Origin of the sequence: Loktanella sp. M215 (assembly GCF_021735925.1) — a bacterium.
GTDB lineage: Bacteria > Pseudomonadota > Alphaproteobacteria > Rhodobacterales > Rhodobacteraceae > Loktanella.
This window is the reverse complement of the sequence record NZ_WMEA01000004.1, coordinates 291,959-318,925: the sequence shown is the minus strand read 5'-3', so window position 1 is coordinate 318,925 and position 26,967 is coordinate 291,959. Positions and strand designations below refer to the sequence as shown.

General features: G+C 61.8%; 23 protein-coding genes, 2 pseudogenes and 1 other annotated feature. Of the genes and pseudogenes, 13 read left to right on the top strand and 12 right to left on the bottom strand.

Translation table 11 applies throughout. The features are described from left to right. Positions 1 to 10: 10 nt before the first annotated feature. From betA to betI, 4 genes are read right to left on the bottom strand one after another with little or no spacing between them, the layout of a single operon-like run. On the bottom strand, positions 11 to 1,669 hold the full coding sequence (betA, locus tag GLR48_RS21630; RefSeq protein ID WP_237065469.1) for a choline dehydrogenase: 1,659 nt from the start codon (positions 1,667 to 1,669) through the stop codon (positions 11 to 13). Then, positions 1,669 to 3,123, bottom strand: a complete 1,455-nt coding sequence (gene betB / locus GLR48_RS21625) for a betaine-aldehyde dehydrogenase (protein WP_237065466.1) — start codon at positions 3,121 to 3,123, stop codon at positions 1,669 to 1,671. The genes betA and betB overlap by 1 nt, the downstream gene beginning before the upstream one ends. 45 nt (positions 3,124 to 3,168) lie before the next feature. Next, positions 3,169 to 4,677 carry a choline-sulfatase gene (gene betC, locus GLR48_RS21620; RefSeq protein ID WP_237065463.1) on the bottom strand — a complete coding sequence of 503 codons (1,509 nt, stop codon included), beginning with the start codon at positions 4,675 to 4,677 and terminating at the stop codon, positions 3,169 to 3,171. Next, complete coding sequence (gene betI / locus GLR48_RS21615; RefSeq protein ID WP_237065821.1) at positions 4,674 to 5,231, bottom strand: transcriptional regulator BetI; 558 nt, start codon at positions 5,229 to 5,231, stop codon at positions 4,674 to 4,676. The genes betC and betI overlap by 4 nt, the downstream gene beginning before the upstream one ends. 78 nt (positions 5,232 to 5,309) lie before the next feature. On the opposite strand from betI, the gene choX reads away from it, so the two are divergent. The 8 genes and pseudogenes from choX (at position 5,310) to GLR48_RS21575 (ending at position 12,394) form a co-directional block, all read left to right on the top strand. Further along, entirely contained in the window at positions 5,310 to 6,230 is a 921-nt protein-coding gene (gene choX, locus GLR48_RS21610; RefSeq protein WP_237065461.1) for a choline ABC transporter substrate-binding protein, read from the top strand. 96 nt (positions 6,231 to 6,326) lie between these two features. Next, the gene (gene choW / locus GLR48_RS21605; protein WP_237065450.1) at positions 6,327 to 7,157 is read left to right on the top strand and encodes a choline ABC transporter permease subunit; all 831 of its coding nucleotides are present in this window, start codon (positions 6,327 to 6,329) and stop codon (positions 7,155 to 7,157) included. Further along, positions 7,154 to 8,191, top strand: coding sequence for a choline ABC transporter ATP-binding protein (gene choV / locus GLR48_RS21600; RefSeq protein WP_237065438.1), 1,038 nt, complete (start codon positions 7,154 to 7,156; stop codon positions 8,189 to 8,191). Before choW ends, choV begins: the two co-directional genes overlap by 4 nt. A gap of 307 nt (positions 8,192 to 8,498) precedes the next feature. Beyond that, positions 8,499 to 9,436: pseudogene (locus tag GLR48_RS21595) on the top strand (IS3 family transposase); the annotation flags it as partial. Then, positions 8,786 to 8,902: a sequence feature (AL1L pseudoknot), on the top strand. Its footprint overlaps the pseudogene before it by 117 nt. A gap of 46 nt (positions 9,437 to 9,482) precedes the next feature. Continuing rightward, on the top strand, positions 9,483 to 10,889 hold the full coding sequence (locus tag GLR48_RS21590; protein WP_237065430.1) for an IS30 family transposase: 1,407 nt from the start codon (positions 9,483 to 9,485) through the stop codon (positions 10,887 to 10,889). 4 nt (positions 10,890 to 10,893) lie between these two features. Continuing rightward, positions 10,894 to 11,196, top strand: a pseudogene (locus GLR48_RS21585) (integrase core domain-containing protein); the annotation flags it as partial. 209 nt (positions 11,197 to 11,405) lie between these two features. Beyond that, positions 11,406 to 11,900 carry a type II RES/Xre toxin-antitoxin system antitoxin gene (parS, locus tag GLR48_RS21580; RefSeq protein WP_237065428.1) on the top strand — a complete coding sequence of 165 codons (495 nt, stop codon included), beginning with the start codon at positions 11,406 to 11,408 and terminating at the stop codon, positions 11,898 to 11,900. Then, complete coding sequence (locus tag GLR48_RS21575) at positions 11,897 to 12,394, top strand: RES family NAD+ phosphorylase (RefSeq protein WP_237065426.1); 498 nt, start codon at positions 11,897 to 11,899, stop codon at positions 12,392 to 12,394. Before parS ends, GLR48_RS21575 begins: the two co-directional genes overlap by 4 nt. A gap of 286 nt (positions 12,395 to 12,680) precedes the next feature. On the opposite strand, the gene GLR48_RS21570 is transcribed toward GLR48_RS21575, so the two are convergent. From GLR48_RS21570 to GLR48_RS21560, 3 genes are all read right to left on the bottom strand, one after another. Beyond that, positions 12,681 to 15,011 (bottom strand): multicopper oxidase family protein, encoded by a 2,331-nt coding sequence (locus GLR48_RS21570; RefSeq protein WP_237065423.1) that lies wholly within the window; start codon positions 15,009 to 15,011, stop codon positions 12,681 to 12,683. 908 nt (positions 15,012 to 15,919) lie between these two features. After that, complete coding sequence (locus GLR48_RS21565) at positions 15,920 to 16,228, bottom strand: Mu transposase C-terminal domain-containing protein (protein WP_237065420.1); 309 nt, start codon at positions 16,226 to 16,228, stop codon at positions 15,920 to 15,922. A 27-nt stretch (positions 16,229 to 16,255) separates the two neighbouring features. Then, on the bottom strand, positions 16,256 to 17,869 hold the full coding sequence (locus GLR48_RS21560; protein ID WP_237065418.1) for a GMC family oxidoreductase: 1,614 nt from the start codon (positions 17,867 to 17,869) through the stop codon (positions 16,256 to 16,258). A gap of 80 nt (positions 17,870 to 17,949) precedes the next feature. On the opposite strand from GLR48_RS21560, the gene GLR48_RS21555 reads away from it, so the two are divergent. Beyond that, on the top strand, positions 17,950 to 18,735 hold the full coding sequence (locus tag GLR48_RS21555; protein WP_237065416.1) for an alpha/beta fold hydrolase: 786 nt from the start codon (positions 17,950 to 17,952) through the stop codon (positions 18,733 to 18,735). Positions 18,736 to 18,755: 20 nt separating this feature from the next. Here the strand turns inward: GLR48_RS21555 and GLR48_RS21550 are convergent, their stop codons facing one another. From GLR48_RS21550 to GLR48_RS21535, 4 genes are read right to left on the bottom strand one after another with little or no spacing between them, the layout of a single operon-like run. Beyond that, positions 18,756 to 19,988 (bottom strand): CaiB/BaiF CoA transferase family protein, encoded by a 1,233-nt coding sequence (locus GLR48_RS21550; protein ID WP_237065414.1) that lies wholly within the window; start codon positions 19,986 to 19,988, stop codon positions 18,756 to 18,758. Continuing rightward, positions 19,985 to 21,223 (bottom strand): CaiB/BaiF CoA transferase family protein, encoded by a 1,239-nt coding sequence (locus GLR48_RS21545; RefSeq protein ID WP_237065413.1) that lies wholly within the window; start codon positions 21,221 to 21,223, stop codon positions 19,985 to 19,987. Before GLR48_RS21545 ends, GLR48_RS21550 begins: the two co-directional genes overlap by 4 nt. A 4-nt stretch (positions 21,224 to 21,227) precedes the next feature. Then, a complete protein-coding gene (locus GLR48_RS21540) occupies positions 21,228 to 21,677 on the bottom strand; it encodes a MaoC family dehydratase (RefSeq protein WP_237065410.1) in 450 nt (149 codons plus the stop codon). Then, positions 21,674 to 22,120: a hypothetical protein gene (locus GLR48_RS21535; RefSeq protein ID WP_237065408.1), complete on the bottom strand. Its 447-nt coding sequence runs from the start codon at positions 22,118 to 22,120 to the stop codon at positions 21,674 to 21,676. The genes GLR48_RS21540 and GLR48_RS21535 overlap by 4 nt, the downstream gene beginning before the upstream one ends. Before the next feature lie 152 nt (positions 22,121 to 22,272). On the opposite strand from GLR48_RS21535, the gene GLR48_RS21530 reads away from it, so the two are divergent. After that, a complete protein-coding gene (locus GLR48_RS21530) occupies positions 22,273 to 23,184 on the top strand; it encodes a LysR family transcriptional regulator (RefSeq protein ID WP_237065406.1) in 912 nt (303 codons plus the stop codon). 10 nt (positions 23,185 to 23,194) lie between these two features. Here the strand turns inward: GLR48_RS21530 and GLR48_RS21525 are convergent, their stop codons facing one another. Next, a complete protein-coding gene (locus GLR48_RS21525; protein ID WP_237065403.1) occupies positions 23,195 to 24,079 on the bottom strand; it encodes an MBL fold metallo-hydrolase in 885 nt (294 codons plus the stop codon). A gap of 202 nt (positions 24,080 to 24,281) precedes the next feature. On the opposite strand from GLR48_RS21525, the gene GLR48_RS21520 reads away from it, so the two are divergent. The 3 genes from GLR48_RS21520 to GLR48_RS21510 are packed head-to-tail and all read left to right on the top strand — an operon-like array spanning position 24,282 to position 26,964. Then, positions 24,282 to 25,049 (top strand): ABC transporter ATP-binding protein, encoded by a 768-nt coding sequence (locus GLR48_RS21520; RefSeq protein WP_237065401.1) that lies wholly within the window; start codon positions 24,282 to 24,284, stop codon positions 25,047 to 25,049. Further along, the gene (locus tag GLR48_RS21515) at positions 25,049 to 25,921 is read left to right on the top strand and encodes a branched-chain amino acid ABC transporter permease (RefSeq protein ID WP_237065399.1); all 873 of its coding nucleotides are present in this window, start codon (positions 25,049 to 25,051) and stop codon (positions 25,919 to 25,921) included. Before GLR48_RS21520 ends, GLR48_RS21515 begins: the two co-directional genes overlap by 1 nt. Continuing rightward, the gene (locus tag GLR48_RS21510) at positions 25,921 to 26,964 is read left to right on the top strand and encodes a branched-chain amino acid ABC transporter permease (RefSeq protein ID WP_237065395.1); all 1,044 of its coding nucleotides are present in this window, start codon (positions 25,921 to 25,923) and stop codon (positions 26,962 to 26,964) included. The genes GLR48_RS21515 and GLR48_RS21510 overlap by 1 nt, the downstream gene beginning before the upstream one ends. Positions 26,965 to 26,967 lie beyond the last annotated feature (3 nt).

Below are 26,967 nucleotides of genomic sequence, written 5' to 3'. Positions count from 1 at the left end.
ACCGTCGGTGTTACCGCTGACGGGTCTTCCAGTCGGGATGGATCCAGGGCTGTTCGTTCGCCGCAGGCAGAGGATCGCGGCCTAGGATGTGGTCCGCCGCCTTTTCGCCGACCATGATCGAGGGGGCGTTCAGGTTGCCGTTGGTGATGCGCGGGAAGATCGAGCTATCGGCCACCCGCAGGCCGTCGACACCGATGACACGGCACTGGGGATCGACGACCGCGAGGGGATCGTCCGCAGCACCCATCCGGCAGGTGCCGCAGGGGTGATAGGCGCTTTCGGCGTGTTCACGGATGAAATCATCAAGCTCTGCGTCGGACTGCACCGTGGCACCCGGCTGGATCTCGTGACCGCGGAAGGGGGTGAAGGCCTCTTGGGCAAAGATCTCTCGGGTCAGGCGGATGCAGGCGCGGAAATCCTCCCAATCCTGCGGGTCGGACATGTAGTTGAAGCGGATCAACGGATCGGCGGCGGGATCGGCGCTGGCGAGCGTCACGCTGCCGCGCGAGGGCGAGCGCATCGGTCCGACGTGGGCCTGAAAGCCGTGGCCTTCGGCGGCGACCTTGCCGTCGTAGCGGATCGCCAGCGGCAGGAAGTGGAACTGGATATCGGGATACTCGACCCCGGCGCGCGACCGCACGAAGCCCGCACTTTCGAATTGATTCGAGGTGCCGAGGCCGCGCTTGCCCAAGAGCCATTGCGCGCCGATCAGCATCTTCCAGAAAAGCTTCCAGTAGGTGAAAAGCGTCACCGGCTGGGTCGCGGCCTGTTGCAGGTAAAGCTCCAGATGGTCCTGCAGGTTCCGCCCGACGCCCGCACGGTCAGCGACGAGCGGGATGCCATGTTCCGCCAGATGCGCCGCGGGGCCGACGCCGGAGAGCATCAGCAGTTTCGGCGAGTTGATGGCGGAGGCGGCGATGATGACTTCGACATTTGCGTCGATGACTTCGGTCACGCCGCGGCGCTTGACCTCGACCCCGGTGGCGCGGCCGTCCTTGATGATGACGCGCCGGGCAAAGGCGCGGGTGACGCGGGCGTGGCCGGTCTTCTGCGCGGGGCGCAGATAGGCGTTGGCGGCGGACCAGCGGCGGCCGTGGTAGATGGTGGCATCGAACGGGCCGAAGCCTTCCTGCTGCTGGCCGTTGTAGTCGTCGGTCGCGGGATAGCCCGCCTGCTGGCCCGCCTCGACGAAGGCCTTGACCAGCGGGTTGCGGCGCGGCCCGCGGGAGACGTGCAGCGGCCCGTCGGTGCCGCGCCAATCCGGATCGCCGCCGTGGATGCCGGCGTGCCAGTGCTCCATCCGCTTGTAGTAGGGCAGCACGTCCGCATAGGCCCAGCCCTGCGCGCCCATCTCGGCCCAGGTGTCGAAGTCGCGGGCGTGGCCGCGCACGTAGACCATGCCGTTGATCGAGGACGACCCGCCGATCACCTTGCCGCGCGGCGTGGCGAGGGTGCGGTTCCCCAGATGCGGTTCCGGCTGGGTGCGAAAGCCCCAGTCGTAGGTCTTCATGTTCATCGGGTAGGACAGGGCCGCGGGCATCTGGATGAAAGGCCCAGCGTCGGAGCCGCCATGTTCGATGATCAGCACATCCTTGCCCGCCTCTGCCAGCCGGTAGGCGATGGCACAGCCCGCACTGCCCGCGCCGATGATGACGTAGTCAGCCTGCATCAGAACGGCGCCTCGACCGGGTTCATGGCGACGTAGACGCCCTTGATCTGGGTGTAGAACTCCACCGCGGCCTTGCTGTTCTCGCGGCCGACGCCGGACATCTTGGACCCGCCGAAGGGAGCCTCGACGGGGGCGAGGTTGTGGGTGTTGATGTAGCAGGTGCCTGCCTCGAACCCAGCTGCCATGCGGTGGGCGCGGGTCAGGTCCTTGGTGAACACGCTGGCGGCGAGGCCGTAGGGCGTGGCGTTGGCGCGGCGCAGGGCTTCTTCCTCGGTATCAAAGGTAAGGACCGACATGACGGGGCCGAAGATTTCGTCCGTGGCCAGCGCCATGTCGTCGGTCACGTCGGCAAAAACGGTCGGGTCAAGGAAGAAGCCGTCGCGGTCCGGACGCGTGCCGCCGTGGACCAGACGCGCGCCGGCGGCGACGCCTTTCGCGATGCAGGCCTCGACCAGATCGCGCTGCGTGCGGCTTACCATCGGGCCGAAGTTCGTAGCCATGTCCATCGGGTCGCCCATCACCACATGGGCGAGGCGTTCGGTCAGGCGTTTCAAGAAGGCATCGACCAGCCCGCGCTGCACGAAGACGCGCGTGCCGTTGGAACAGACTTGGCCCGTAGAATAAAAGTTGCCGAGGATCGCGCCGGAGACGGCGTCTTCAAGGTCCGCATCGTCGAAGACGACCTGCGGGGACTTGCCACCCAGCTCCATCGTGACGTTGCGCAGACCTGCGGCGGCGGCGGCATAGACCTTTTGCCCCGTCGGCACGGAGCCTGTCAGCGAGACCTTGGCCACGCGCGGATCGGTGATCAGCGACGCGCCCACGGCCCCCATCCCCTGCACCACGTTGTAGACGCCCGGCGGTGCGCCGGCTTCGGTCAGGATTTCGGCGACCTTGAGGGCACAGAGCGGTGTCGTCTCTGACGGCTTGAAGACCATGGTATTGCCGCAGGCGAGTGCTGGCGCGCCCTTCCAGCAGGCGATCTGGGTGGGATAGTTCCACGCGCCGATGCCGACGCAGACACCCAGCGGTTCGCGCCGGGTATAGACGAAGTCGCCGCCCGCGAGCGGGATGTGTTCGCCGGTGATCGTGGCGGCCATGCCGCCGAAGTATTCCAGCGCGTCGGCACCGGAGGTTGCGTCGGCCACGGTGGTTTCGGACAAGGGCTTGCCGGTGTCATAGCTTTCCAGCACCGAAAGGTCGTGGTTGCGGTCGCGCATGATGTCGGCGGCGCGGCGCAGGATGCGGCCGCGTTCGGTGCCGGTCATCGCGGCCCATGCGGCCTGCGCGTTTTTGGCCGACTGGAGCGCGCGGTCGATGATCGCGGGGGTGGCGGCGTGCACGCGGGCGATGACCTTGCCCGTGTAGGGGTAGATCACGTCGATCGGCTCACCTGCGGTGTCTTCGACGTATGCGCCGCCGATGAAGTGGCTGGCGGTGGGTTGTGTATTCATTGTGGGGGCCTCCGGCGGGAGTTTATCTGGCCAGATGAATGCAGATCATTCATCGCGGGGGAAACGTTGGTTCGATTCAAGGACGTTGAGGTCCATATGGTTGCGCATGTAACGCTCTGACGCTTTTTGCAGCGGTTGATAGTCCCAAGGGTAATAGGACCCATTGCGAAGCGCTTCGTAGACGACCCAGCGCCCGGCCTGACTGTGGCGCACGTCGGCATCGAAGCGGTCGAGATCCCAGCGCGCCTCGGCTTTCGCGCGGATCGCAAGGCGGGTGTCCTGATGGTCCGGGTGTTGGGCGAGGTTGGTCAGTTCGTGCGGGTCCGCGTCCAAATCGAAGAGCTGGTCCGGATCCGGAGCACACATGTTGAACTTCCACTTTCCATCGCGGAGGGACACCATCGGTGCAATGGTGCCTTCAGCCGCATATTCCATTGCGACAGGAGCGTCGCGTTTGACGCCTTGCCCTTGCGTTACGAGGGATTGCCCCTCGGTCCACGCCATGACTTCTGACATATCGACACCGGCGAGGGCGCAGAGTGTTGGACATATGTCGATACTGCTGACCGGATCGAAAACGAGACCCGGCTCCATCTGGGGCGCGGCGATCATCAGGGGCACGCGGGCCGAGCCGTCGTAGAAGCTCATCTTGAACCACAAACCACGCGCGCCCAGCATGTCCCCGTGGTCGGATACGAATATGATGATCGGGTCCTGGCCGGTATCTTCCAGCACCTGCATGATCTGGCCCACTTTATCGTCGATGTAGGAGATATTGGCGAAATAGGCGCGGCGGGCCGTGCGGATGTGGTCGTCGGTGATATCGAAGTTGTCGCGATCGTTGGCGTCGAGGATCCGCTGGCTGTGCGCATCCTGTTCTTCGTAGGGGATCGGGCCGATCTCTGGCAGCAGATGTTCGCAGTCCTCGTAGAGGTCCCAGTATTTGCGCCGAGCGACGTAGGGATCATGTGGGTGCGTGAAGCTGACGGTCAGGCACCATGGCCGCGCATCGTGACCACGGGCAAGGTCGTAGAGCTTGCGGGTCGCGTGATAGGCGACCTCGTCATCGTATTCCATCTGGTTGGTGATCTCGGACACACCGGCACCGGTGACAGAGCCCATGTTGTGATACCACCATTCGATCCGTTCGCCCGGCTTGCGGTAATCAGGGGTCCAGCCGAAATCGGCCGGGTAGATATCGGTCGTCAGGCGTTCTTCAAACCCGTGCAGCTGATCGGGACCGACCATGTGCATCTTGCCGGAGAGAGCCGTCTGATAGCCGGACCTGCGCAGATGGTGCGCGTAGGTCGGCAGCGAAGATGCGAACTCTGCCGCGTTGTCGTAAACGCCGCTGCGGCTGGGTAATTGCCCCGTCATGAATGACGCCCGCGCCGGGGCGCAGAGCGGTGAGGCCGAGTATGCGTTGCGAAACCGAGTGCTGCGGGCGGCCAGCTCCTTGAGGTGGGGGGCGTGCAACCAGTCGGCGGGGCCGTCGGGAAACAGCGTCCCGTTTAGCTGGTCGACCATAATGATCAGGATATTCGGTTGAATCATGCGGCACCTTTCAACGTGCGAAGAAATTCCAGAACCTTGCTGCCACCATCGGTGTCACCGGCAGCAAAGACCCGTCGAATGTAGACGCCATCAATCAGGGACGCGATCAGGTCGGCAGCCCCTTTGGGATCGGCGACCTGACCGCGCAGCGCATGGGTCAGGTTGGAGCGCAACCGCCGCTGGTAGAGCCGCAAAAGGCGCAGGGCTGCGGGGTTGGTCTGGGCCTGCGCGTAAAAGCTCATCCAGGCGCTGACCGTGCCCGAATCAAAGCAGGACGGCGCAAAGCTGGCTGTAACGATTGCCTCGGCCCGGTCTGGAATGCGCCGCAATGCGATCAGCACCTCCTCATGGTATTGCCGCAGTATCTCGCGCATCGCAGCGAGAAAAATTTGGTCTTTGCCACCGAAATAATGATGGGCCAATGCCGTCGACATGCCAGCACGCTTGGCAATTCGGCTGACAGTGATATTCAATGTCCCAGCCGCACCGACTTCGACGATCGTTGCTTTGACCAAGGCCGCGCGGCGTATCGGCTCCATTCCAATTTTCGGCATATTGGTTGTCTCCTTGTTCGCAGCGTGTAACCTGTTATCCATTGACCAATCAATCAACAATAAACCGGGAGTTTGCCAATGACCTTCAAGACCGCTCTATCCGTACTGGCACTTTGTGCCGCGACCCCTGCCCTTGCGCAGGGCGCCTGCTCAACCGTCACGATGTCGGATGTGGGCTGGACGGACATCACGACGACCACCTCGGCCACAAAACAGGTGCTGAACGCGCTCGGCTACGAGACCGACGTGAAGATCCTGTCGGTGCCCGTAACCTTCGCCTCGCTCGAATCCGACGACGTGGACATGTTCCTTGGCAACTGGATGCCGGCGCAGGCGGGTGCCATTGGTCCCTACATCGAAAGTGGCGAGATCGAGAAGGTCGCAACGAACCTGACGGGCACGAAGTACACGCTGGCCGTGCCGGCCTATACCTACGAGAAGGGTCTGAAGACCTACGCCGACATCAATACGTTCGAGGATGACCTCGACGGCAAGATCTACGGCATCGAGCCCGGCAACGAAGGGAACGGCTATCTCGTGTCGCTGACCGAGAAGGCCGATTCCGGTCTGGACAGCATGGAAGTCGTCGAGTCATCCGAACAGGGCATGCTGGCGCAGGTCCGCCGCCTTTACGACAAGCAGCAGGACGTCGTGTTCCTGGGCTGGGAGCCGCACCCGATGAACGCGAACTTCGAACTGAAGTATCTGCCGGGCGGCGAGGACTTCTTCGGTGAGGAAGGTGCTGTCGATACCGTGACGCGCAAGGGCTATACAGCCGAATGCCCGAACGTCGGCAAGCTGTTGTCGAACCTCGCGTTCACGCTGCCGATGGAAAACGGCATCATGGGCCAGATCCTGGATGACGGCATGGATCCCGACGCCGCCACCCTGGCCTGGATGAAGGAAAACAAGGACGCGGTCATGGCCTGGGTCGATGGCGTGACGACCGTTGACGGTGGCGACGGCGCCGCCGCCGTCTCGAAAGCCTTCGGCTACTGAGGCTGACCGTCCGGGGCGGCCCGTCGCTTCTGTCCGTGCGGCAGCGGCGGGTCGCCCCCGGTCCGTTCCGTTCCATTCTGGCGTCAAAGGACTCGCATGACCTGGATTACTGACCACAAGATCCCTGTGGGCGATGCTGCGGAAGCCGTCTTCGACTGGATGCAGGATTATATGGGGTGGTTCTTCGACGGACTCGCCACCGTGATGGAATGGATGATCGACTGGGTCGAGTACCTCCTGCTCGCGCCCAACGAATACATCGTGGTCGCCGTGTTCGTGGCTTTGGCCTACATCCTGCAGCGCAACTGGAAGACCTGCCTGCTCGTGCTCGTCGGGTTCCTCTTCATCCTCAACCAGAACTACTGGAAGGAAACCATGCAGAGCATGGCGCTGGTGCTGTCGGCCTGTGTGGTCTGCATGGCAATCGGCGTCCCGACCGGGATCGCCATGGCGCATCGCCCGCGCCTCTATAAATCTGTCGTGCCGGTCCTCGACCTGATGCAGACACTGCCGACTTTCGTTTATCTTATCCCGGCCATCGTCTTTTTCGGGATCGGCACGGTGCCGGGGCTGATCGCCACCGTGGTCTTCGTTCTGCCAGCATCCATCCGGCAGACGCAGCTTGGTATCGCATCAACACCGACGCCCTTGATCGAGGCAGCACAGGCCTTTGGCGCGACCAGGCGGCAACTGCTGTGGAAGGTCGAGTTGCCCTCGGCCACGCCGCAGATCATGTCCGGGTTGAACCAGACGATCATGTTGTCACTGTCGATGGTTGTCATCGCGGCACTGGTGGGTGCGAACGGCCTCGGCGTCCCGGTGCTACGCGCCTTGGGTCAGGTAAATACGTCGCTCGGCTTCGAAAGCGGGTTCATCATCGTAGTGGTGGCCATCATCCTTGACCGCATCCTGAGGGTAAAATCATGAGTGCCGTCGAATTCGACAATGTCTCGATCGTGTTCGGCGATGCGCCAGATAGCGCCCTGCCCATGATGGATGCCGGCGATGAACGATCCAAGATTCGTAAAGAGACGGGGCAGGTCTTGGGCGTTCACAATTGCAGTCTGACGGTCGAAGAGGGCGAAATTCTTGTCCTTATGGGGCTGTCCGGATCCGGCAAATCCACGCTGTTGCGGGCCGTCAACGGACTGAACCCCGTGGTGCGTGGCGATGTGCGCGTCAGGACGCGCGACGGCATGCAATCCGTGACAGACGCCAACGCCAAGGCGTTGCGCAATCTCCGGCTGCACGATGTAGCGATGGTCTTTCAGCAGTTCGGCCTGCTGCCTTGGCGGACGGTGCGCGACAACGTTGGCCTTGGGCTGGAACTGGGCGGGCAACCCGTGGCCAAGCGGAGGGCGCGCGTCGATGAAGAGTTGAAGCTTGTCGGTCTTGCCGACCGTGCCGATGCGCTAGTTGGCGAATTATCCGGCGGCATGCAGCAACGGGTCGGGCTTGCCCGCGCCTTTACGACCGACGCGCCGATCCTGTTGATGGACGAACCTTTCAGCGCCCTTGACCCCCTAATCCGCACCCGGTTGCAGGACGAACTGCTCGACATGCAAAAGGCCCGCGGTCGGACGATCATCTTCGTTAGTCACGATCTGGACGAGGCGTTTAAAATTGGGAACCGCATCGCTATCATGGAAGGTGGACGGATCGTGCAGACCGGGACTCCGCGCGAGATCTTTACGTTGCCTGCCAACGACTACGTGGCAGAATTCGTCGCCCACATGAATCCATTGGGCGTGCTGACGGCCCGCGATGTGATGATCCACGGTACGGTCGAGGGCCTTGCCGTAGATGCTGAAACGCCAGTGCAGCAGATCATAGACCGAATTACATCGGATGGCAGCCTGAACGTCACCTCCAACGGTGTCGCCATCGGTCAGATCACGCAGGCTTCACTGCTGATGCGTCTGGGAGGGCAGCATCGTCCGACAGTTGCTGCTGCAGGATAAAAGCAACGCTATTTGCGGCTGAGAAGTGTAATGGCGGGGTCGTATGACGCCCCTCGAGGGGCAGACCTGTTATGAGCCATTATGGCCTACGTTTCGTGGGGCGGTCATTTGTTGACTGCTCGGACTCTGTTGCGCAACTCAGCTGATGAACGGGGCTAACCGTGCGTATTCCGGAGTCATCCGGCCACTGCTTCCGAAAGTATCCGGCCACCCATTCCGATTTTATCCGGCCACTGATTCCGGGGCATCCGGCCACTGAACCGCGCCGGGTTTGCCGGAGACTTGAAACCTGAGAAGGATGAGAGTCATGGAAAAGAGCAAGATGGCCAACCGCTATTCACCGGAGGTCCGCGCCCGCGCGGTGCGGATGGTGCTGGAACACCAGAGTTCCTATGAAACGCAGGGCGCCGCGATAGCGGCGATTGCACCGAAGATCGGCTGTATTCCGCAGACGCTTGCAGTCTGGCTGAGGAAGGCCGCAAAGGACGCTGGTGCGGCGGGTGGCACGAGTAGCGACGAGCGCGATCGGATCAAGCTGCTTGAACGCGAGAACCGAGAGCTGCGTCAGGCGAATGAGATCCTCCGCAAAGCATCAGCTTATTTCGCTCAGGCGGAGCTCGACCGCCCGTTGAAGCGATGATCGGGTTTATCGACGATCATCGTGCCGTCTATGGGGTCGAGCCGATCTGCCGGGTTCTGCCGATCGCCCCATCGACGTATTATGCGCACCTGGCCATCCGTGCCGATCCGTCCAAGGCGTCGGCGCGACAACAAAGGGATGCAGCGTTGCGTCCCGAGATTCAGCGGATCTGGGACGCCAACTTCAAAGTCTACGGCGTGCGCAAAGCCTGGCACCAGCTCAGACGGGAAGGCTTCGATGTCGCCCGTTGCACGGTGGCGCGGCTGATGACCCAAATCGGGCTGCGTGGGGCTGTGCGTGGCAAGGTCATCAAGACTACGCAGAGCGATACAGCGGCACCATGTCCGCAAGACAAGGTGAACCGCCAGTTCCGGGCACCGGCACCGAACATGCTGTGGGTGAGCGACTTCACCTATGTCTCGACCTGGGCCGGCTTCGTTTACGTGGCCTTCGTGATAGACACATTCGCCAATCACATCGTTGGTTGGCGGGTATCAGGGTCGGCCAAGACGGACTTCGTTCTGGATGCGTTGGAGCAGGCACTCTACAAACGACGCCCCGATGGTGACGGCAGCCTGGTGCATCACAGCGATCGCGGGTCCCAAGGCGGATTCAACTGGTCGTCGCAACACTCTTAATTTGGAGGTGTTGATGACCACAGCAGGACGGAAGTCGGAGCGCTCGACGCGACGCAAATTATCCTCGCCAGGTCGACCGCCGGTCTGGCAGCGTGAGAATCTGTGCAGGTTCTGGCGGGAAATTGCGGCAGGGCTGTCCAGCGAGGAAGCCGCTGTCGCAGCAGGTGTTTCAGTTCCGGTCGGAACCCGATGGTTTCGGAGTTCTGGCGGAATGCCTCCCACACATCTCGCGCCATCTGCCTCTTCGCTGAAGAGTCGCGGCTTATCCTTTCAAGAACGTGAAGAAATCGCTCTCGAATGCGCCCGGGGCACGGGCGTGCGTGCGATCGCGCGCAAGCTGGGCCGATCACCCAGCACAGTCTCTCGCGAGATCAGGCGCAATTCGGCGACACGCGGCGGAGAGTTCGACTATCGGGCCATTGCCGCGCAGTGGCACGCAGATCGGGCGGCCAGGCGTCCGAAGATCAGCAAGCTCGCGGTCAACCCTGCTCTGCGCACCTACGTGCAGGATCGCCTTTCGGGCCTCATTGCCACGCCGGACGGCATCGCCTTCGATGGACCTGTCGTGGTATGGAGAGGGCGTCGGGCCGTTCACCGGCAGAGCCGACGCTGGTCATCTGCATGGAGCCCCGAGCAGATCTCGCAGCGCCTGAAGGTGCACTTCCCCGAGGATCCGACAATGCGTATCAGCCATGAAGCCATTTATCAGGCTCTCTACATTCAAGGACGCGGCGCACTGAAGAGAGACCTCTCTGCCTGCCTGAGGTCCGGCCGCGCACTCAGGTTACCCCGCGAACGCGCCCGGAACCGCGACAAGGCATTCATGGCTGATGCCCTGATGATCAGTGACCGCCCGGCAGAGATCGCCGACAGGGCCGTTCCCGGCCATTGGGAGGGGGACCTCATTCTTGGTCTCGGCAGCTCGGCGATCGGCACGCTGGTCGAACGCACGACCCGCTTCACCATGCTGCTGCACTTGCCGCGTATGGAGGGGCACGGGGTTGCCAAGCCTGTCAAGAATGGGCCGGCACTTGCCGGCCACGGCGCCGAGGCCGTCCGAGATGCCATCGCAGGGATGATCAACAGCCTGCCTTGCCACCTGCGTCGCTCGTTAACCTGGGATCAGGGCGCAGAGATGGCTCAACACGCACAGCTGCGGATCGATACCGGCCTGGATATCTACTTCTGCGACCCTCAGAGCCCATGGCAGCGCGGCAGCAACGAGAACACCAACGGTCTGCTCCGCCAATATTTCCCCAAGGGCACGGATCTCAGCCAACACGGCGCCGACGAGCTGAGCGCCGTTGCCCATGCGCTGAACACGCGCCCTCGAAAAACGCTGGGCTGGCAGACACCGGCAGAAGCTCTCGACCGGCTGCTCAAACAGGATATGATCGATGGTGTTGCGACGACCGGTTGAATCCGCCCAATACGTTTCCATCCGCTACACCGAGCGCTTGGCCGACGCTGGCATCGAGCCCTCAGTTGGAAGCGTTGGAGACAGCTACGACAATGCATTGGCCGAGACGATCAATGGCCTCTACAAGACCGAGGTCATTCGCCGTCGGGGCCCTTGGAAAAACATTGAGGCCGTTGAGATGGCGACCCTCGAATGGGTGGACTGGTTCAATAACCGCCGGCTGCTTGAACCCATCGGGAACATCCCGCCTGTCGAGGCTGAAGCCAACTACTATGCGCAGCGTGCCGCGCTCGATATGGTCGCGTAAAGTGAAGCAACTGGTCTCCGGCAAACCCGGCGCGGTTCACCCGGGATCACACCGCGACGGCGCTGAAATTACACCACGTGCGCGGACACTACCCATGTTGCATTGGCGACTCAAAGGAGACCGGCTTCACCTTCTAGCAGGCGGAGGCATTGAAACATTGCGACATGTGACGTATGTATGATGACACGTGGCATAGGGAGATTTTTTCCATGGCGATCGTTTCAGGACTTCCTTCAACTATTTCGGCTGCGCCCGAAAACGACGCGATCAGGGCATTTGATCTTCTCGGAGGCGATCAGATCATGAAGAGATCGGTCCGAAATGCGCTGGAGGCTCACGATCTGATTGTCGAAGGCATCCCGTCTCGATCCTTGCTGCATCTCGTCGAAGGCGTGAAAGTTCTTGCCGCCGGTGACGCCCTTAACAAGGCTATCGGGATCAGCATCCGTACGTTGCAACGTCGGAAAGCGGACACTCCTGACAGGGTACTTTCGACCGAGCAAAGCAGCAGGGCATGGCGTTTTGCCGAAATCATCGCTCGGGCAACCGACGTCATGGGAACACAGAAGGCGGCAGAAACCTGGACCCTGGAACCGGCGATAGGTCTCGACAACCGCAGGCCGATCGATCTCCTTGCCTCTTCTGCCGGTGCGGAAGCTGTCGAGGAATACCTGACCCGCATGGACTACGGAGTTTATACGTGACGCCACTTCCGCCGCCCCTTGGAAATGGGGACCTTCGGTTCTGGCGATTGGATCAAGAACGTCACGCTACGACATGGAACACCGGTGAGGGATCCTATCGTGTCGGAGGGCGCTGGAATTCAAAGGGTGTGCGGGCTGTCTACACATCGGTCGATCCTGCGACAGCCATTCTGGAAGTCGCCGTTCACAAAGGCTTCAAGGTTCTCGACACGACCGTCCACATTCTCACCTCTGCAAGAATAACGGATATGGACAATATCTATGTGGTCCAACCAACTGACGTGCCAAACCCCAACTGGCTCGTTCCGGGATCGCACGGTCCGGGCCAGCAGAGCTATGGCGACCAGCTCTTGAACGCTCATCTGTTTTCCCTTCTGCCGTCGACGGTATCACGCCATAGCTGGAACCTGATTTTTGACGCGGATCGCGCCAAGGGATATTTTGAGGATGTGCAACAAGAACGCTTCGGCCTTGATCCAAGACTTCACAGATGAACGAATTCCTATCTTTGACGAAGTTACAAATAGGCCAAGACATTTCCGAATGGCGTCACCGGATTGCCAACTGCTCCATACTTGAGGTGCTACGCGGCTTTGTTGATGCCGTCGGGAGGGGCATCCACGCCATCAACAGAGCCGTCATCCGCCGAAAGTTCTGAGGACTGGTCGGGTAGTCAGAAGTGGTTCGGTTTATCTGAACAGGTTCCGGGTGTTTCTTAAGTGACTCTCAGCCTTGGTTGCGCCGCTACCACGTTTGTCATTGGCTGAGTCTAAAAACCTGTCAATCCTCCTTCAAAGGGGGGATGTTGGGGAATGGGTTGAACTTTCGATCAAATGGATTCCCAGCGGCCAGGATTTCCGGGGTCGTGTAGGTCACGCCTTCAGGAGTAGGGTTCGGCGTGGGAATGACCGCGGCTTGCGTGCGCGACGAGTAAGGGTTGTTCGGATCAGTCAAAATGTCGACCCGCATGATCATGGCTGAGTCTTCGTGGACTGTATTGTGGCAGTGACTGACGTACGCGCCGCCATATTCGCTGAACTGAACTTGCATTCGGACCTCGCCCAGCTCACCAAGGCGCCAGACGTCCTTGCGGGCAAACTTTTCGGTTTTCGACATTGAAGCCTTTCCACGATCAATGGTTACCCCCTCTTCAAAATGCAGGTGAAGCGGATGGTCCCAGCCACCTCCGGGGTTCCTGAGGACCCAATGCTCAATTTCGCCCGGCCGCGGGATCAGCTCGGAAATATGATTGGCATTGAAACCGCCAATCTTGTTGCCATTGACACGCATCGACCAAGGATACACCTCACGGCGTGGACAGGATGGATTGCATTCGCCGGTTCTCCTGTCGACCGGGGTTTCCTCACCACGTTTCAGTTCGATAAACCTTATCCGTGTGGGTTCGACGACAGGGATCTGCTCCGTCAGACGGCTGGGGATCCGACTGCGGTCATTCTGAGTTGCGTAATGGATAACGCCCGGCACATCCACGCTCTCGACCTGGTCGACAATGCGGAACTGGAGAAGGGAACCCGTCGCCGGATCGCCGGACTTCCCGTTATCGGCGGCCTTGTAATCGACCAGACCGCTGGGACCGCGGCCGGTCTTGTGTGTAACCAGATTGACCATGTTGATCCGTTGTCCCACGTCGAAATGGCTGAAGTCGACGACGACGTCAAACCGCTCCGCAACGCCCATCGTGTCGAGCATATTCACCGTGACGGGCCTCTCCAGCAGGTTTCCGTCGGCCGAGATGACCTCCATAGGGACGGTATTCCCAAATGCCGTTTTTAACTGCAGGCGAATGAACCGCGACATGCAGGCATTCAATAGCCGGAACCGATATTTGCGAGGTAAAACATCTATATATGGCTTGTAATTGAAGTTGACGAGCATGAGGTCACCGAGGAAACCATCGGTGTTGAAGATGTCGAAGAAATACTCACCTTCCAGATCCGTTGCGGCATCCGAAATCAGAAGGTTCACGTCAAAGTCGATGTTGCCCCAATCCAGGAGAGAGCCGCTGGGGAACTGCAAGTTGACGCCATCGTCCAACACCTCGTTACCGCGGTCAGGACCGCTGTAATAGTTCACCATGCCAACGTGCCCTTTGTAGACATTCTCAGCTGTGTAGAAGAAGCGGTGGTCGTGAAACCACAGACTGCCCTGAAGCTCGCGGAAGTCACCTTTCACATGCACCAGCCCGCCCTGGCCGTCCGGGCCGGATGCCCGTCTGTCGGTCATATCGGTATTGATCGTGTCGGCGCGGGCTAGCGTCGTGCTCCAATGATAGTCGTAGAACTGGCCCGGGAAGAAATGGGCGTTCGACGCGCCATCGCTTGCTGAGGCGTTATGAGCATTATGATTGTGCGTCGCTTGAGATGTGCTGCCAAATCCCCCGTTCTGCGCTGGATTGACCGGCAGCATGTTGTAGTGCCGGAACAGAACAGGTTCCCCGTAGCGCAGCTTGATGAGAGGGGGCCTGGTGGTGGCCTCACGGCCTTGGCCCTTGGTGAACGTCCAGACCTGGTCCGCCAACTGATAGGGCAGATCAGGATGGAAGTTCCAAGATGGACCCACGGGTGCCAGCGACATCACGTAAGCCTGCTTCGGCAGATATTCAGCCCAGCGTTGATGGGCAAAATAGGCGCCGGGTGGCCGACCTTCATATGGACCAATGCCAGTCCGCGGATTGATATACATCTGCTTTCCGGACATCAGAAAATCGGTATGGTAGGACATCCGGCGGCCGGCAAGTTCTCCTGTTCCGGCCGGGAAGGCCACATCGATCTCGCCACCGCGCATGATGGGTGTCAGAGGGAGCGGCTCCTGTAGCTCAAGTCGTGTCATTTTCTGCGTAAACGGCAGCACCCCGAAGGTCTCGCTCCTCGGAACTCCCGTCAATTGGCCCTTCGCATATGCGCTGCCCGCAAATGGACTGAGGCCATTGATGTTGGTCAATGCGCCGGTTGCTGTGAACACCCCCCACTTCATTAATTCGCGACGACTGACCTGACCCGTGGAGAGCGCTTTGACGACCTCCGCCCTGTTGTTGCGGGCGTTTTGGGCCTCCCGCTGACGGCGCTTGGATTCATGTCTAGAAAGATACATAGTGTGAACCTTCACTATGAAGTTTCGTTGAGTTAAAGATCCGCGACTGAAATCTCCCCGGATCTGATAATCAGCAAAAAATTCGGAAACCGCATGAAGGCGACTCCGAAAGTAAATGACAAAACGTAAATCTGATTTGATAAATCATAACAGTCTTCCGGGCGCGGTCACCGCCCTAAGGTCGCTCGCAGGCTTCAGACCAAGGTCTGATGCTTGGTTCTTGATCTGCCCCAGAAACACGGCCCTCGACAGGTAACACGGCGATAGAGTTCCAGATGCGAACTCCACACATTTTTTGCGCAGTTCATTGATGATGGGAGATCATTGCAGACATTATCTTGCCCGCCGACATTTTCACCCTTCGAGCCAACAGGTTAAGCCCGAAGCCGCGCCGATCGGCCAGGTCGCGGAGGTGTTACAGCAACTTCATGGTTAGACGGTCGGCCCCGTCGACGATGACGAAGGGACATGCAGAGCGTGCCGCCTGATACTTCACGCCGGACGGCGATCCGGCTGCAACCGTCAGTCGGGCATAGTCGATTTTTCTCGATATTGGCGCCAAGCACTATGTCGATGGTCTTGGGCGTGTTGCTGACCGCAACCGTTTAGAAAGCGGCCCGGCATCGTGTGACCTGCTCCGCCAGCGCCGGGGGAACGGGTTTCATGGCGCCGTAGCCCAGCAGATCCGGGAAACTGGCGAATTCGCGCGCCGATCGCCTCTTTCCAATCCCAGGCCGCCCATGACACACGCCGATGTAGCGGTAGTAAGCACAGGCCTCGGCAAACTCTACGAAGCGTGCATGCTCGCGGCTCGCCAAGAATGGCTGCTCGCAAGGAAACCAATCGTCAGCGGTGTGGAGCCGGAGCCCTCGGACGATCGTCGGTCGGGAAGTCGGATACCGTGGTCGTCATCGGCAACCTCCATGATGGTGGGCGTGCCCGTGTCGCGTTGCTTGGGCTTCGCGCCGCGCCCGCTGGTTGTCCCGCAGCGCCGGTGCGGCCAGATGTTCGGGGCTGAGGGCACGGCAGACGAACCGGCCCTCGTGGTAGACATGCACCTCGGTTAGATCGCGGGGATCGTAGAGCACCGCGACCATCTCGCAGACAAAGGCCGCCAAAGTGGGCTCGACATACCGACGACCGAGGAGGCGGATGCTGTCACGTAGAACCTTACGCGGTTTATCCTGTCCGACGATCGAGGCGACGGTGCCATTCATCGTCTATTGACGGTAGGGCAGGGGTTGTCAGGTTCGGCAATCCTCGAGGATCATTTGCGCGCCCTTGTCGGCAATCATGATCGTCGGCGAATTTGTGTCGCCGCTGGTGATGGTGGGCATTACCGATGCATCGGCGATCCGAAGACCGGCCACGCCGAAGACGCAAAGCCGGTCGTCTACGACGCTTCCGGGGTCCGCTCTGTGTCCCATTTTGGCCGTTCCGACTGGGTGAAAGATCGTCGTTCCAATCTCGCCCGCTGCGCGGATCAGGGCTTCGTCGGTATCATCGACCAACGGCCCCGGCAGGTATTCTTCTAGCCGATAGTCGCTGAGGGCGGGCCCGGCTGCGATCCGGCGCGCCAGCCGAATGGAGCGCACCGCGATCTCGCGGTCGCGGTCAACCGACAGGTAGTTGGGTGAGATCTCGGGCGCCGCCCCAAGATCCCGGCTGGTGATCGCGACGTGGCCCCGGCTTTGCGGGCGCAGATTGCAGATGCTCGTCGTGATTGCCGGAAACCGGTGCAGCGAATCGCCGAACTTGTCCAGCGACAGGGGTTGGATATGCATTTCGAGATCGGCGCGCGCGACGTCCTTGCCCGACCGGGCGAACACGCCAAGCTGCGAAGGGGCCATCGTCATCGGGCCGCGCCGCCGCACGGCATAGTCCACGCCCATCCAGGCGCGGCGGGCAAGGTTCCAGTAGGTCTCGTTCAGGGTGCGTATCCCAGTGACCTTGTAAATCATGCGCAATTGAAGATGATCCTGAAGGTTCGCTCCGACCCCGGGCCGGTCGGCGATGACGGGAATGCCCAGCTTGCGCAGCATCTCACCGGGCCCGATCCCCGAGCGTTGCAGGATCTGGACCGTCCCGATGCTGCCCGCGGCCAGCACTATCTCTCCACGGGCGCGGGCGGTGTGCATCGCTTCGTCCTGCTGCCAGGTCACGGTCGTGGCACGGCCATCCTCGATGCCGATAGTATCGACCAGGCAGCCCGTCTGGACCTCGAGGTTGCTGCGGTGCATCACAGGGGTCAGAAAGCCGCGCGCCGCCGACCAGCGTCGCCCGCGCTTCTGGTTCACCTCGAAATAGGCGCTGCCTTCGTTGTCGCCGCTATTGAAGTCGCGGGTTTCTGGAATGCCCGCTTCAGCCGCCGCACGACGATAGGTGTCGAGCACGGGCCAGCTTATCCGCGGGGACTCGACCCGCCACTCCCCTCCGGCACCATGATAATCCGAGGGACGGGCGTGGTGATCCTCGTGGGCCTTGAAGATCGGCAGGACGTCGTCCCAGCCCCAGCCCTTCAGCCCAAGATCGCGCCAGTGATCGTAATCCGCGGCCTGGCCGCGCATGTATATCATCGCGTTAATCGCCGAACTGCCACCCAAGACGCGGCCGCGGGGATAGGCCAAGGCGCGTCCGTTCAGCCCGGCATTGCCCACTGTGTTGAAACACCAGTCGGCCCGGGGATTGCTGATGGCGAAGAGGTATCCAACGGGTATGTGAAACCAGATCCAGTTGTCGCGTCCGCCGGCCTCCAGCAGCAGGACCCGGGACGTTCCGTCCGCGCTCAGCCGATTGGCTAGTACCGATCCCGCCGAGCCTCCGCCGCCGACGATAAAGTCATAGGTCTGTTCCGTCATGGTCTCGGTGTCCGGGAGATACCGTCCGCCCGGGCTTGTCCCGGTCCGGTCATCCGTGTCAGCCTTGAGCCAACACGAAGTTGCAAACGGAGGGTCCGATCCTGAACATAGCCGCTCCCGCCTTCGACAGCTCCGGCTCCGGCATACCTCTGGCCTGTCTCCATCCCATCGGGCTGGACCACACCTGCTGGAAAAGACTGGCCCTGGCCCTTAATCCCGGCTTTCGCGTCATTGCCTTTGATCTGGCCGGGCACGGGGTGGCTGAAGCGCGCCCTAAAGGGATGACCCTGGCGCAGGATGCCGAGCGGGTCGCGGAGACGCTCGAACGGATCGATTGCGGCCCGGTCGTAACTGTCGGCGTTTCCATGGGCGGGATGGTGGCGCAGGAGTTGGCCTTGGCACGTCCCGATCTTGTCAGCCACCTTGTCGCCGGCGCCTGCCCGCCGCGCATATCGCCAGAGAACCGCGAGAGCCTGCGAGCCCGTGGTCGATCCGCCATTGAAAACGGCATGGCAGCGGTGGCGGACGGGGCGATCGAACGCTGGTTTACCAGCGGATTCCGAACCGATCCGGCGGCGCAGGCCGCTTTCGCAGTTCTGCTGGGACAGGACCCAGTGCAGTTTGCCCGCGCCTGGGAGTCGATCTCGCACTTCGATCTCGCCGACAGCCTGCACCTGATCGTGCAGCCAACTCTCTGCCTGGCGGGCGGCGTCGATGTTGCGACGCCACGCGAGGCGATGGAACGACTTGCGGCGGGGGTGCAGCGCGGGCGTCTGCAGATCGTCGAGAACGCGCCGCACATGCTTCACATCGAAACGGCCGAAGCCTTTGGCGAAGCGGTACGAGCCTTCCTCGACGCCCATTGAGCTGACGGCCTGCGATTTCATCAGACGATCCCCTTCGCCCGCAGCATGGCCAGCTGCTCGGCGCCGATTCCAAGCCCCTCCAGCACGTCCGCGGTGTCCGCGCCCAGCATCGGTGGCGGGCGGTCGGGGCGGAAGGCGGCGTTGGTCATACGGATCGGGCCGAAGACCTGGGGCACCTCTCCCATTACCGGGTCTGTCAGGCTCCCGACCATCCCGCGCGCCTTGACCTGCGGTTCGTCGAATACCTCGGGGATGGTGTTGATCGGCCCTGCCGGCACGCCCGCCGCATTCAGCTTCTCCAGAAGATCGGCCCGGTTATAGCGTGAGAAATGACCCGCCAGCCGGGCCAGCAGCCAGTCCCTCCGGGCGACCCGTCCCTTATTGAACTTCAGGTCTTCGTCTTCGGCAAGCTCGGCATCGCTCAGGGTCTTGCACAGCCGTGCGAATTGACCGTCGTTGCCTACGGCCAGCACCATGTATCCGTCGATGCAGGCAAAGACCTGCTGCGGCATGATGTTTGGGTGTCCGTTGCCGTAACTGCGCGGCGTCTTGCCGGTCAGAAGGTGGTTCATCGCCTGGTTGGCAAGCAGGCTGGTCTGCACGTCCAGCATTGCGATGTCGATGAATTCACCCTCGCCGGTCTGCGCGCGCCGGGCCACTGCCGCCAGGATGCCGATCACCGAATAGAGCCCGGTAGTGAGGTCGACCATGGGCACGCCGATCTTCTGCGGCCCGCCCCCCGGCTTTCCGTCCTCCTCGCCGGTGATGGACATCATGCCCCCCTGAGCCTGGATCAGAAAATCATAGGCGACCTGACGGGCGCGGGGCCCGGTCTGACCATAGCCGGTGATCGAGCAATAGATCAGCCGCGGGTTTTCCTTTCGGAGGCTCTCGTAGCCGAGACCGAAGCGTTCCAGCGTACCGACCTTGAAGTTCTCCAGTAGAATGTCGGCCTCGCGGGCCAGCCTGCGGACGATCTCCTGCCCTTCCGGCTCCTGCAGGTTCACGGTGACCGATCGCTTCCCGCGGTTGCAACACAGGTAGTATCCCGATTCCTGGCTGGCGGAACCGTCGGGGCGTTCATGGAACGGTGGGCCCCACCCGCGGGTGTCGTCGCCTGTGCCGGGGCGTTCGACCTTGATGACGTCGGCCCCCAGATCGGCAAGGACCTGACCTGCCCAGGGCCCGGCCATTACCCGCGACAGATCGAGGACCTTGAGATGCGAAAGTGAGCCCTTGGCTGGATCGCTCATATGACCGCCTTCCTTCTGGTATCCGTATCGACGGGACCGAAGGCGCCCGCAGTCCGCAGACGGGCCATTTCGGTTTCATTCAGGCCGGATTCAGTAAAGACGGCATCGGTATCCGCTCCAAGCACCGGGATGCCCGTATGGCTGAACGCCTCGGCCTTCCCGAGAGACACCGGCGGCGCAACTGCGCGTTGCGAACCTTTGGGGCCGGGAATTTCGATCACGCCGCCGATCTGCGCCAGCTGCGGATCTTCGGCGGCCTCGCCGATGCTGTTGACCTTCGAGACGTTGACCTTCGCCGCACCAAGTTCCCGCAGCAACGACTCGCTGCTCCGCGTGCTGGTGATCGCGCTGATCGCGGCGATGACCTGATTGCGGTTGGTCTGCCGGTCGGAAATCCGTGTGAATTGGGGAAGGGCGAGGGTGTCCGGATCCAGCGTTTTGGCCAGCCGAGCCCACATCTCGTCGGACGGGGCGATGATGACGACATAGCCGTCGGCGCTCGGAAAGACCTGGTTCGGCACGCTCAGGTGATTGGCGGTGCCCATGCGCTGACGCTCATGGCCGGTCATCCAGTACTCGACGTAGAAATAGCTCATCAGATGGGCTGCACCGCGCAGAAGCGAGGTTTCGACAAGCTGGCCCTCTCCGGTCCTCTCGCGGTGAAACAGTGCCGCCAGTATGCCCGCACCAAGCGCGACACCCGCGTGCAGGTCGATGGCCGCCGTGCCGACCCGAACCGGGGGGCGATCCGCTTCGCCGGTGACATGCAGCAGACCGCTGTGCCCCTGCAGGGCAAGGTCGTTCGCTCCGATCTTGGCCTTGTCTCCGCGGGGGCCGTAGGCCGAGAAGGCGCCGTAGATCAGCCGGGGGTGTTGCGCCATCATCGCCACCTGCCCCAGTCCGAACTTCTCCATCGTGCCGACGCGGAAGTTGTGCAGCAGGACATCGGACCCTGCGATCAGGTGGCGCGCGGCCTCCTGCCCGGCGGGCTTGCGCAGATCCAGCGTGACAGAGCGCTTGTTGCGGTTGAACGCGTGGAACGACGGGCTGACGCCGCCGATCGCGTCCAGCTCGTCCGAGGTCATGCCATAGTATCGTGCCTCGTCGCCGCGCAACGGCTCTTCGACCTTAATGACCTCGGCCCCGAGATCGCCCAGGAACTGGCTGCAGGCCGGCACGGCGAACACGCGCGAGAAGTCGAGAACGCGGATGCCGCGCAGCAGGGTCTTATCCATGGGATCATGCATCGCGCAGCACAACCTCGGCTTCTCCCACTGTCACGGGCGTGGCGTCCGGTCCGTCGCACCAGACCTTCAGCACAACCCGGTGGCCGGTCTCGCCGGGTTCGACCGAGGTGACTTCGGCGTGGGACTGCAGCGCGTCATTCTCGTAGACCGGGCGGATGTACTTGGTTTTCAGGCGCCCCCGATGCACCGCTGCCTGGCCGAAGCTGTCGACGAGAAGCGACAGGATCCAGTTGGTCGACACCATGCCGTCAGCGATGATCCCCGGCAGGCCTTGGCTGATCGCGTAGGCGTCGTCGTCATGGATCGTCGGACCCCCGAAGCGCGGCTTGCCGTCGTTGGCCACGGCCGTCGCCTGGGCATCGACGTACCACCGCATCCGTTCGCGGGTCATGGCGCGGGGGGCGGCGCTGAAACGGTCGCCGGGGGCGGGAAGCGCAGTCATTGCGCGGCCTCGCGTTCGGCACCCTGGTAGGACAGGATCACGGTGTCGCGGTAATCGATCAGGGCGCGACCCGTGGCGGCCTCCTTCATCCGGATGTCGGTCACGACATAGGTCCGGCCCCGCTTCTGGAACCGATCGACGGTCTCGCCGGACACCTCCACGCTCAACCCGACGGGAACGGGCGCGTGATAGGTCGCGTCAAATTCGACATGCACCCGCGCATGGGGGCCTGTGCCTTCAGGGCAGGCCGCCTCGTACAGTTTCAGCTTGTCCAGATGCACCAGCGTCGGCGGCGCAATGGGCGAGTCGATACCAAGGAACATCTCATGGTCGAGTTCGACGGAATGGCAGTATTCCCTGACCGTGAAAGCACTTAACTGATAGCTGATCGGCCCAAGGCGATCGCCCGTGTCCAGATCACTGACATACCTTCCCGTCGCCAACGTTATGTACTCCCCTGATAACCCGACGTGCATGCCGGACTTGCTTGCAAGGGTAGAGAGGCGTTTTGGGGCTGGACAGAGAAATGTCTAAGGAGCATCTGTTCGTCATATGAAAAGATGAACCGTAATGTTGAGAATTCCGGAAGGACGCGATGGAGTGGCTGAAGGCAGCGAAGGTGTTCGAAAGTGTCGTCCACAGCGGATCGCTGTCGGCCGCGGCGCGCAAGAGAGGGTTGTCGCCGGCCTCGGTCTCCCGTCACATCAACGATCTTGAGACCGAACTGGGGGTTCGCCTACTGAACCGGACCAGCCGCCGGCTGAGCCTTACCGAGGCCGGGCGCATCTATTTTGACAAGGTTGAAGCGATTATTCTGCAGATCGCGGATGCCGAGAATGCTGTGCAACAGCTGACCGCCGTGCCCCAGGGCGTCCTTCGGGTCCATTCACGGATGCTGGTGGGCGAGCAGTACATCGTTCCGGCCCTCAAACGCTTCACGGCGCAGCATCCCGATATCCGCTTTGATCTCCAGATGTCGAACTTTCCCGTGGACATCGTGAGCCAGGGCATCGACATCGACATCCGCATCGGCAAGCTGGCCGATAGTTCACTGGTCGCGCGCAAGCTGGCCACCAGCCGCCGTCTGCTGGTTGCGACCCCGGGCTATCTGGCGGGAATGCCGCCGATCCAGCGTCCGCGCGATCTGATGAACCACTCCTGTCTCAGCTATCGGCTGAACCTCGGCGGTTCGATCTGGCGGTTCCGCAAGGACGGTTACGATGCCGAGGAGGTGCAGGTGAAAGGCTTCCTGCAATCGGACAACGGACGCGCGATCCTGACCGCCTGCGAGGGCGGGCTGGGCATCGCCATGATGAACGACTGGTCGGTCAAGGACCAGCTGGCCAACGGGTCGCTACATATGATCCTTGCGGACTACGACATCAGCTTTACCGACTTCGAAAGCGGCATCTACGCTGTCTTCCAAAAAAGCACGCACCTTCCCCTGAAGACGCGCGCGTTCGTAGATTTCCTGGGCAAAGAGTTCAGGGCGCGACTGGGACACTGAGGACAGGCCCTCAGGGCATGACCTTGCTCGGCTCGTAGGTGTAGCCGTCCCCGTCGCGGCGGACATAGCCGCAGTGGGTGCCGCCGAAGTGCGCGGGAAGGATCAGGCATCCGGTGTGGGCGGCATGGGCCAGCACCCTCGCACGGGTCTCGGTCGCAAGATCTGGGTTCTCGCAATACTTGCTGGACCAGCCGGGATTGGAGACCTGTATCGGCTGGTGCATCACGTCCGCGATGAACAGCGCCTCGTCCCCGCCATCGCGCAGGCGGATGCCCATCATACCCGGGGCATGGCCCGGAACCGGCATGAAATCGATGCCCGGCAGATATCCTTCCTCGTCGCCGGTGACGATCTCGACATTCGAGTGGTTATCCAGCACCGGCTTGACGCTGTCGAGAAACGGATATGTGGGTGCCTCTGACTTGCCCTTCGCGCCGCGCTCGGGGTCGCGCCAGTCCCGCTCAATCGACGTCATCACATATTTGGCGTTCGGGAATGTGGGTACCCATGTGCCATCTTCCAGCCGGGTGTTCCAGCCGACGTGATCGACGTGGAGATGGGTGAGCAGCACATAGCCCACGCTTTCCGGTGTCACGCCCTTTTCGGCCAGCCTGTCCAGAAACGGCAGATCAACACCGTCAAAGCGTGGTGAGGCGGGGCGGGGCTTGTGATTGCCGCCGCAGGTGTCGATCAGGATCGTGGTGTCGCCGTCGCGCACCAGCCAGGTGTGGATCGAGGTCGCGAAACTGCCATCCTCGGGATCGTAGTAATCGCCGACGAACCAGTCGCGGATCGGGTCCACCCGCGCCTCGTCCCAAGCGGCGAAGAGAGCCTTGGGTTCGCGCAGCACCACTTCCTCGACGCGCTCAATCTCGAAACGTCCGATACGCAGCATTCTCTTTCCTCCTGTCTTGGTCATCCCGTCTTTACGGTATTGGCAATGATACCTCCACATAGTTTCGTAAAACGGAAACATCCTTTGCGGGCATCCCGCTTTTGATGGGTTGGCCTTTCAGCTTAGTCTGGCCCTGCGGACGGCACTGCACGCCGCACGATGCCTGAGGAGAGGCATCTTGGTCGGGAGGGCCGGACAGAGCATGACAACGCTGCTGGAAATCGACCGGGTGAGTCTCGCCTTCGGTGGCGTCAAGGCGATGAATGAGGTTTCCCTGACGGCCGAAGAGGGGCGCATCACCGCCGTGATTGGTCCGAACGGCGCCGGCAAGACCACGCTGTTCAACACGATTTCGGGGTTCTACAAGGTCCAGAAGGGCGAAATTCGGTTTGCCGGGAAACGGCTGGACACCCAGCCTGCCCATGCAAGATCCGGTCTGGGCATCGCGCGCACGTTCCAGAACATCGCCCTGTTTTCCGGGCTGACCGTGCTTGAGAACATCAAGCTGGGCGCCCATGCACAGTTGCGGTCAAATCTGTTCCGCTCTGCCTTATACCTTGGCCCCGCCCGCACCGAGGAGCACGCCCTGACCGCACGGATCGACCGCGACATCATTGAGTTTCTCGATCTGGCCGAGATCCGCGACAAGCAGGTTTCGGGTCTGCCCTATGGCCTGCAGAAGCGGATCGAACTCGCCCGCGCACTGGTGATGCGGCCCCGGCTGCTGCTTCTGGACGAACCCGTCGCCGGCATGACGCCGCCGGAGAAAGAGGATATGGCCCGCTATATCCGCAAGACGGTCGAGGCTTTCGGCACCTCCGTCCTGCTGATCGACCACGACATGAGCATGGTCATGGGGCTGTCCGATCACATCGTGGCGGTGAACTTCGGCTCGGTCATCGCCCGGGGCGCTCCGGATGAGGTGCGCAACGATCCGGACGTCGTCGAAGCCTATTTGGGTGCCGCCTGATGGGACAGTTCATCGAGTTCAGCATTATCGGCATCGCATCGGGCGGCATGTACGTTCTGTCGGCCCTCGGCTTCGTTATCATCTTCAAGGCCACGCGGATCTTCAACTTCGCCATGGGCGAAATGATGATGCTGCCCGCCTTCATCTTTCTCTGGGCGATGAACACGCTGGGCCTGCAATGGTCGCTGGCGCTGCTGGTGGCGATCGGCGGCGGGATCGCCATCGTCCTCGTACTTGAGCGTCTGGTGATGCGGCGGATGATCGGGCGACCGGTGGTCGTGCTGGTCATGGTGACTCTGGGGGCGGGGTCGGTGCTGCGCGGAGTCGCCTCGCTGATCTGGGGACAGGAGATCATCACGCTGCCCGATTTCCTGCCCCGCGCGCCGATCTTCCTTGGAGACATCTTGATCCCCGGCAAACTGGCCTGGTCCTTCGTGGTGGCGGCCATCATTGCGGTCGGTTTCGTCTCGTACTACCGGTTTTCGCGTGCCGGGATCGCGATCCGCGCCACGGCCATCGACCTTGTTACGGCCGAAGGGCTTGGTATCAATGTCCGCTGGGTCTTCACAATGGCCTGGATCTTGGCCTCGGTTCTGGCCTCTGTCGCGGGAGTGCTGGCCGCGTCGATCAACGGGCTGTCCCCGCAACTGGGCTTCGTGGCCCTGAACGTGCTGGCGGTCATCATGCTGGCGGGCATGACCAGCGTCTTCGGGGTGCTTTTGGCCGGGTTGTTCATCGGCTGGCTTGAAACAATCGTCGGAGCCTACCTGTCCGCGTCATGGCAAAGCTTCCTGCCATACGTGATCGTCCTGCTGGTGATGATGGTGAAACCAAGCGGCCTGTTCGGAGAAGAACGGGTGGAGCGTATCTGATGTCCAGCACGGAACACCCCCTGAGCAGGTCCACGTCTGCCACGCCCCGCGCGGTGACATTCGAGCTGGTGGCGGGCGCGCTGTGCCTTGTGCTGGCGATTGCCCTTCCTGCCTACGCGTCGGTCTACGTGCTTTACATGGCGTCGCTCGTCGCGATCAACGCCATCGCGACAGTGGGGCTGAACGTGACCGTGGGTTATACCGGACTGCTGTCCATCGGCCATTCGGCCTTCATCGGTGTCGGCGCCTATGCTGCCGGACTTTCGATGCTGCACCTCGGCACGCCGCTGTTCGTGAACGTCGTCATCGGCGCCGTCGCGGCGTTTTCGGTGGGCCTGATCTTCGGCATCCCGTCGCTGCGTATCAAGGGCGTCTACCTCGCTATCGCCACGCTGGCCGCCCAGTACTCGCTGTATTTCCTGTTTCAGCAGTGGACCTCGGTCACCGGCGGGGACAGGGGGATATCACTGCCGGGCACCGACCTGTTCGGGATGGGCGACACGGGGTTCTACTACGGCGTGCTTCTGGTCGCCCTGGTGCTTTTCGTCGGCGCGCGCAACCTGTTCCGCACCCGCATCGGGCGGTCCTTCATCGCGGTGCGCGAACGGGACTATGCCGCACAGGTGCTGGGGATCAACGTGGTGCGCACCAAGCTTCTGGCCTTCGGCATCGGCGCCGCCTTCGCGGGCGTGTCCGGGGCACTGACGGCGCACTTCCTTCGGCTGGTGAACCCGGACCAGTTCACGCTGACCGTGTCGGTCTTCTTCCTGGCCGCCGTCGTGGTGGGGGGACGGGCGTCGATCTTAGGCTCGATCCTGGGGGCCGCCTTCATGACGCTGCTGCCCGAGGTCCTGCGCGAGATCCTGTCGGCGCTTCCGATCCAGGGCCAGGCGAATGTCGCGGGGCTGCTGTCGCCCCTGCGCGAGATTATTTTCGGCCTTCTGATCATCGGCTTCCTCATGTTCGAGCCGCGGGGTCTGAAGGGCATACTCGACCGCCTGTTGGGGAGACGCGACAGCGTGGCGGAATCTGAAGCCGAATGACCT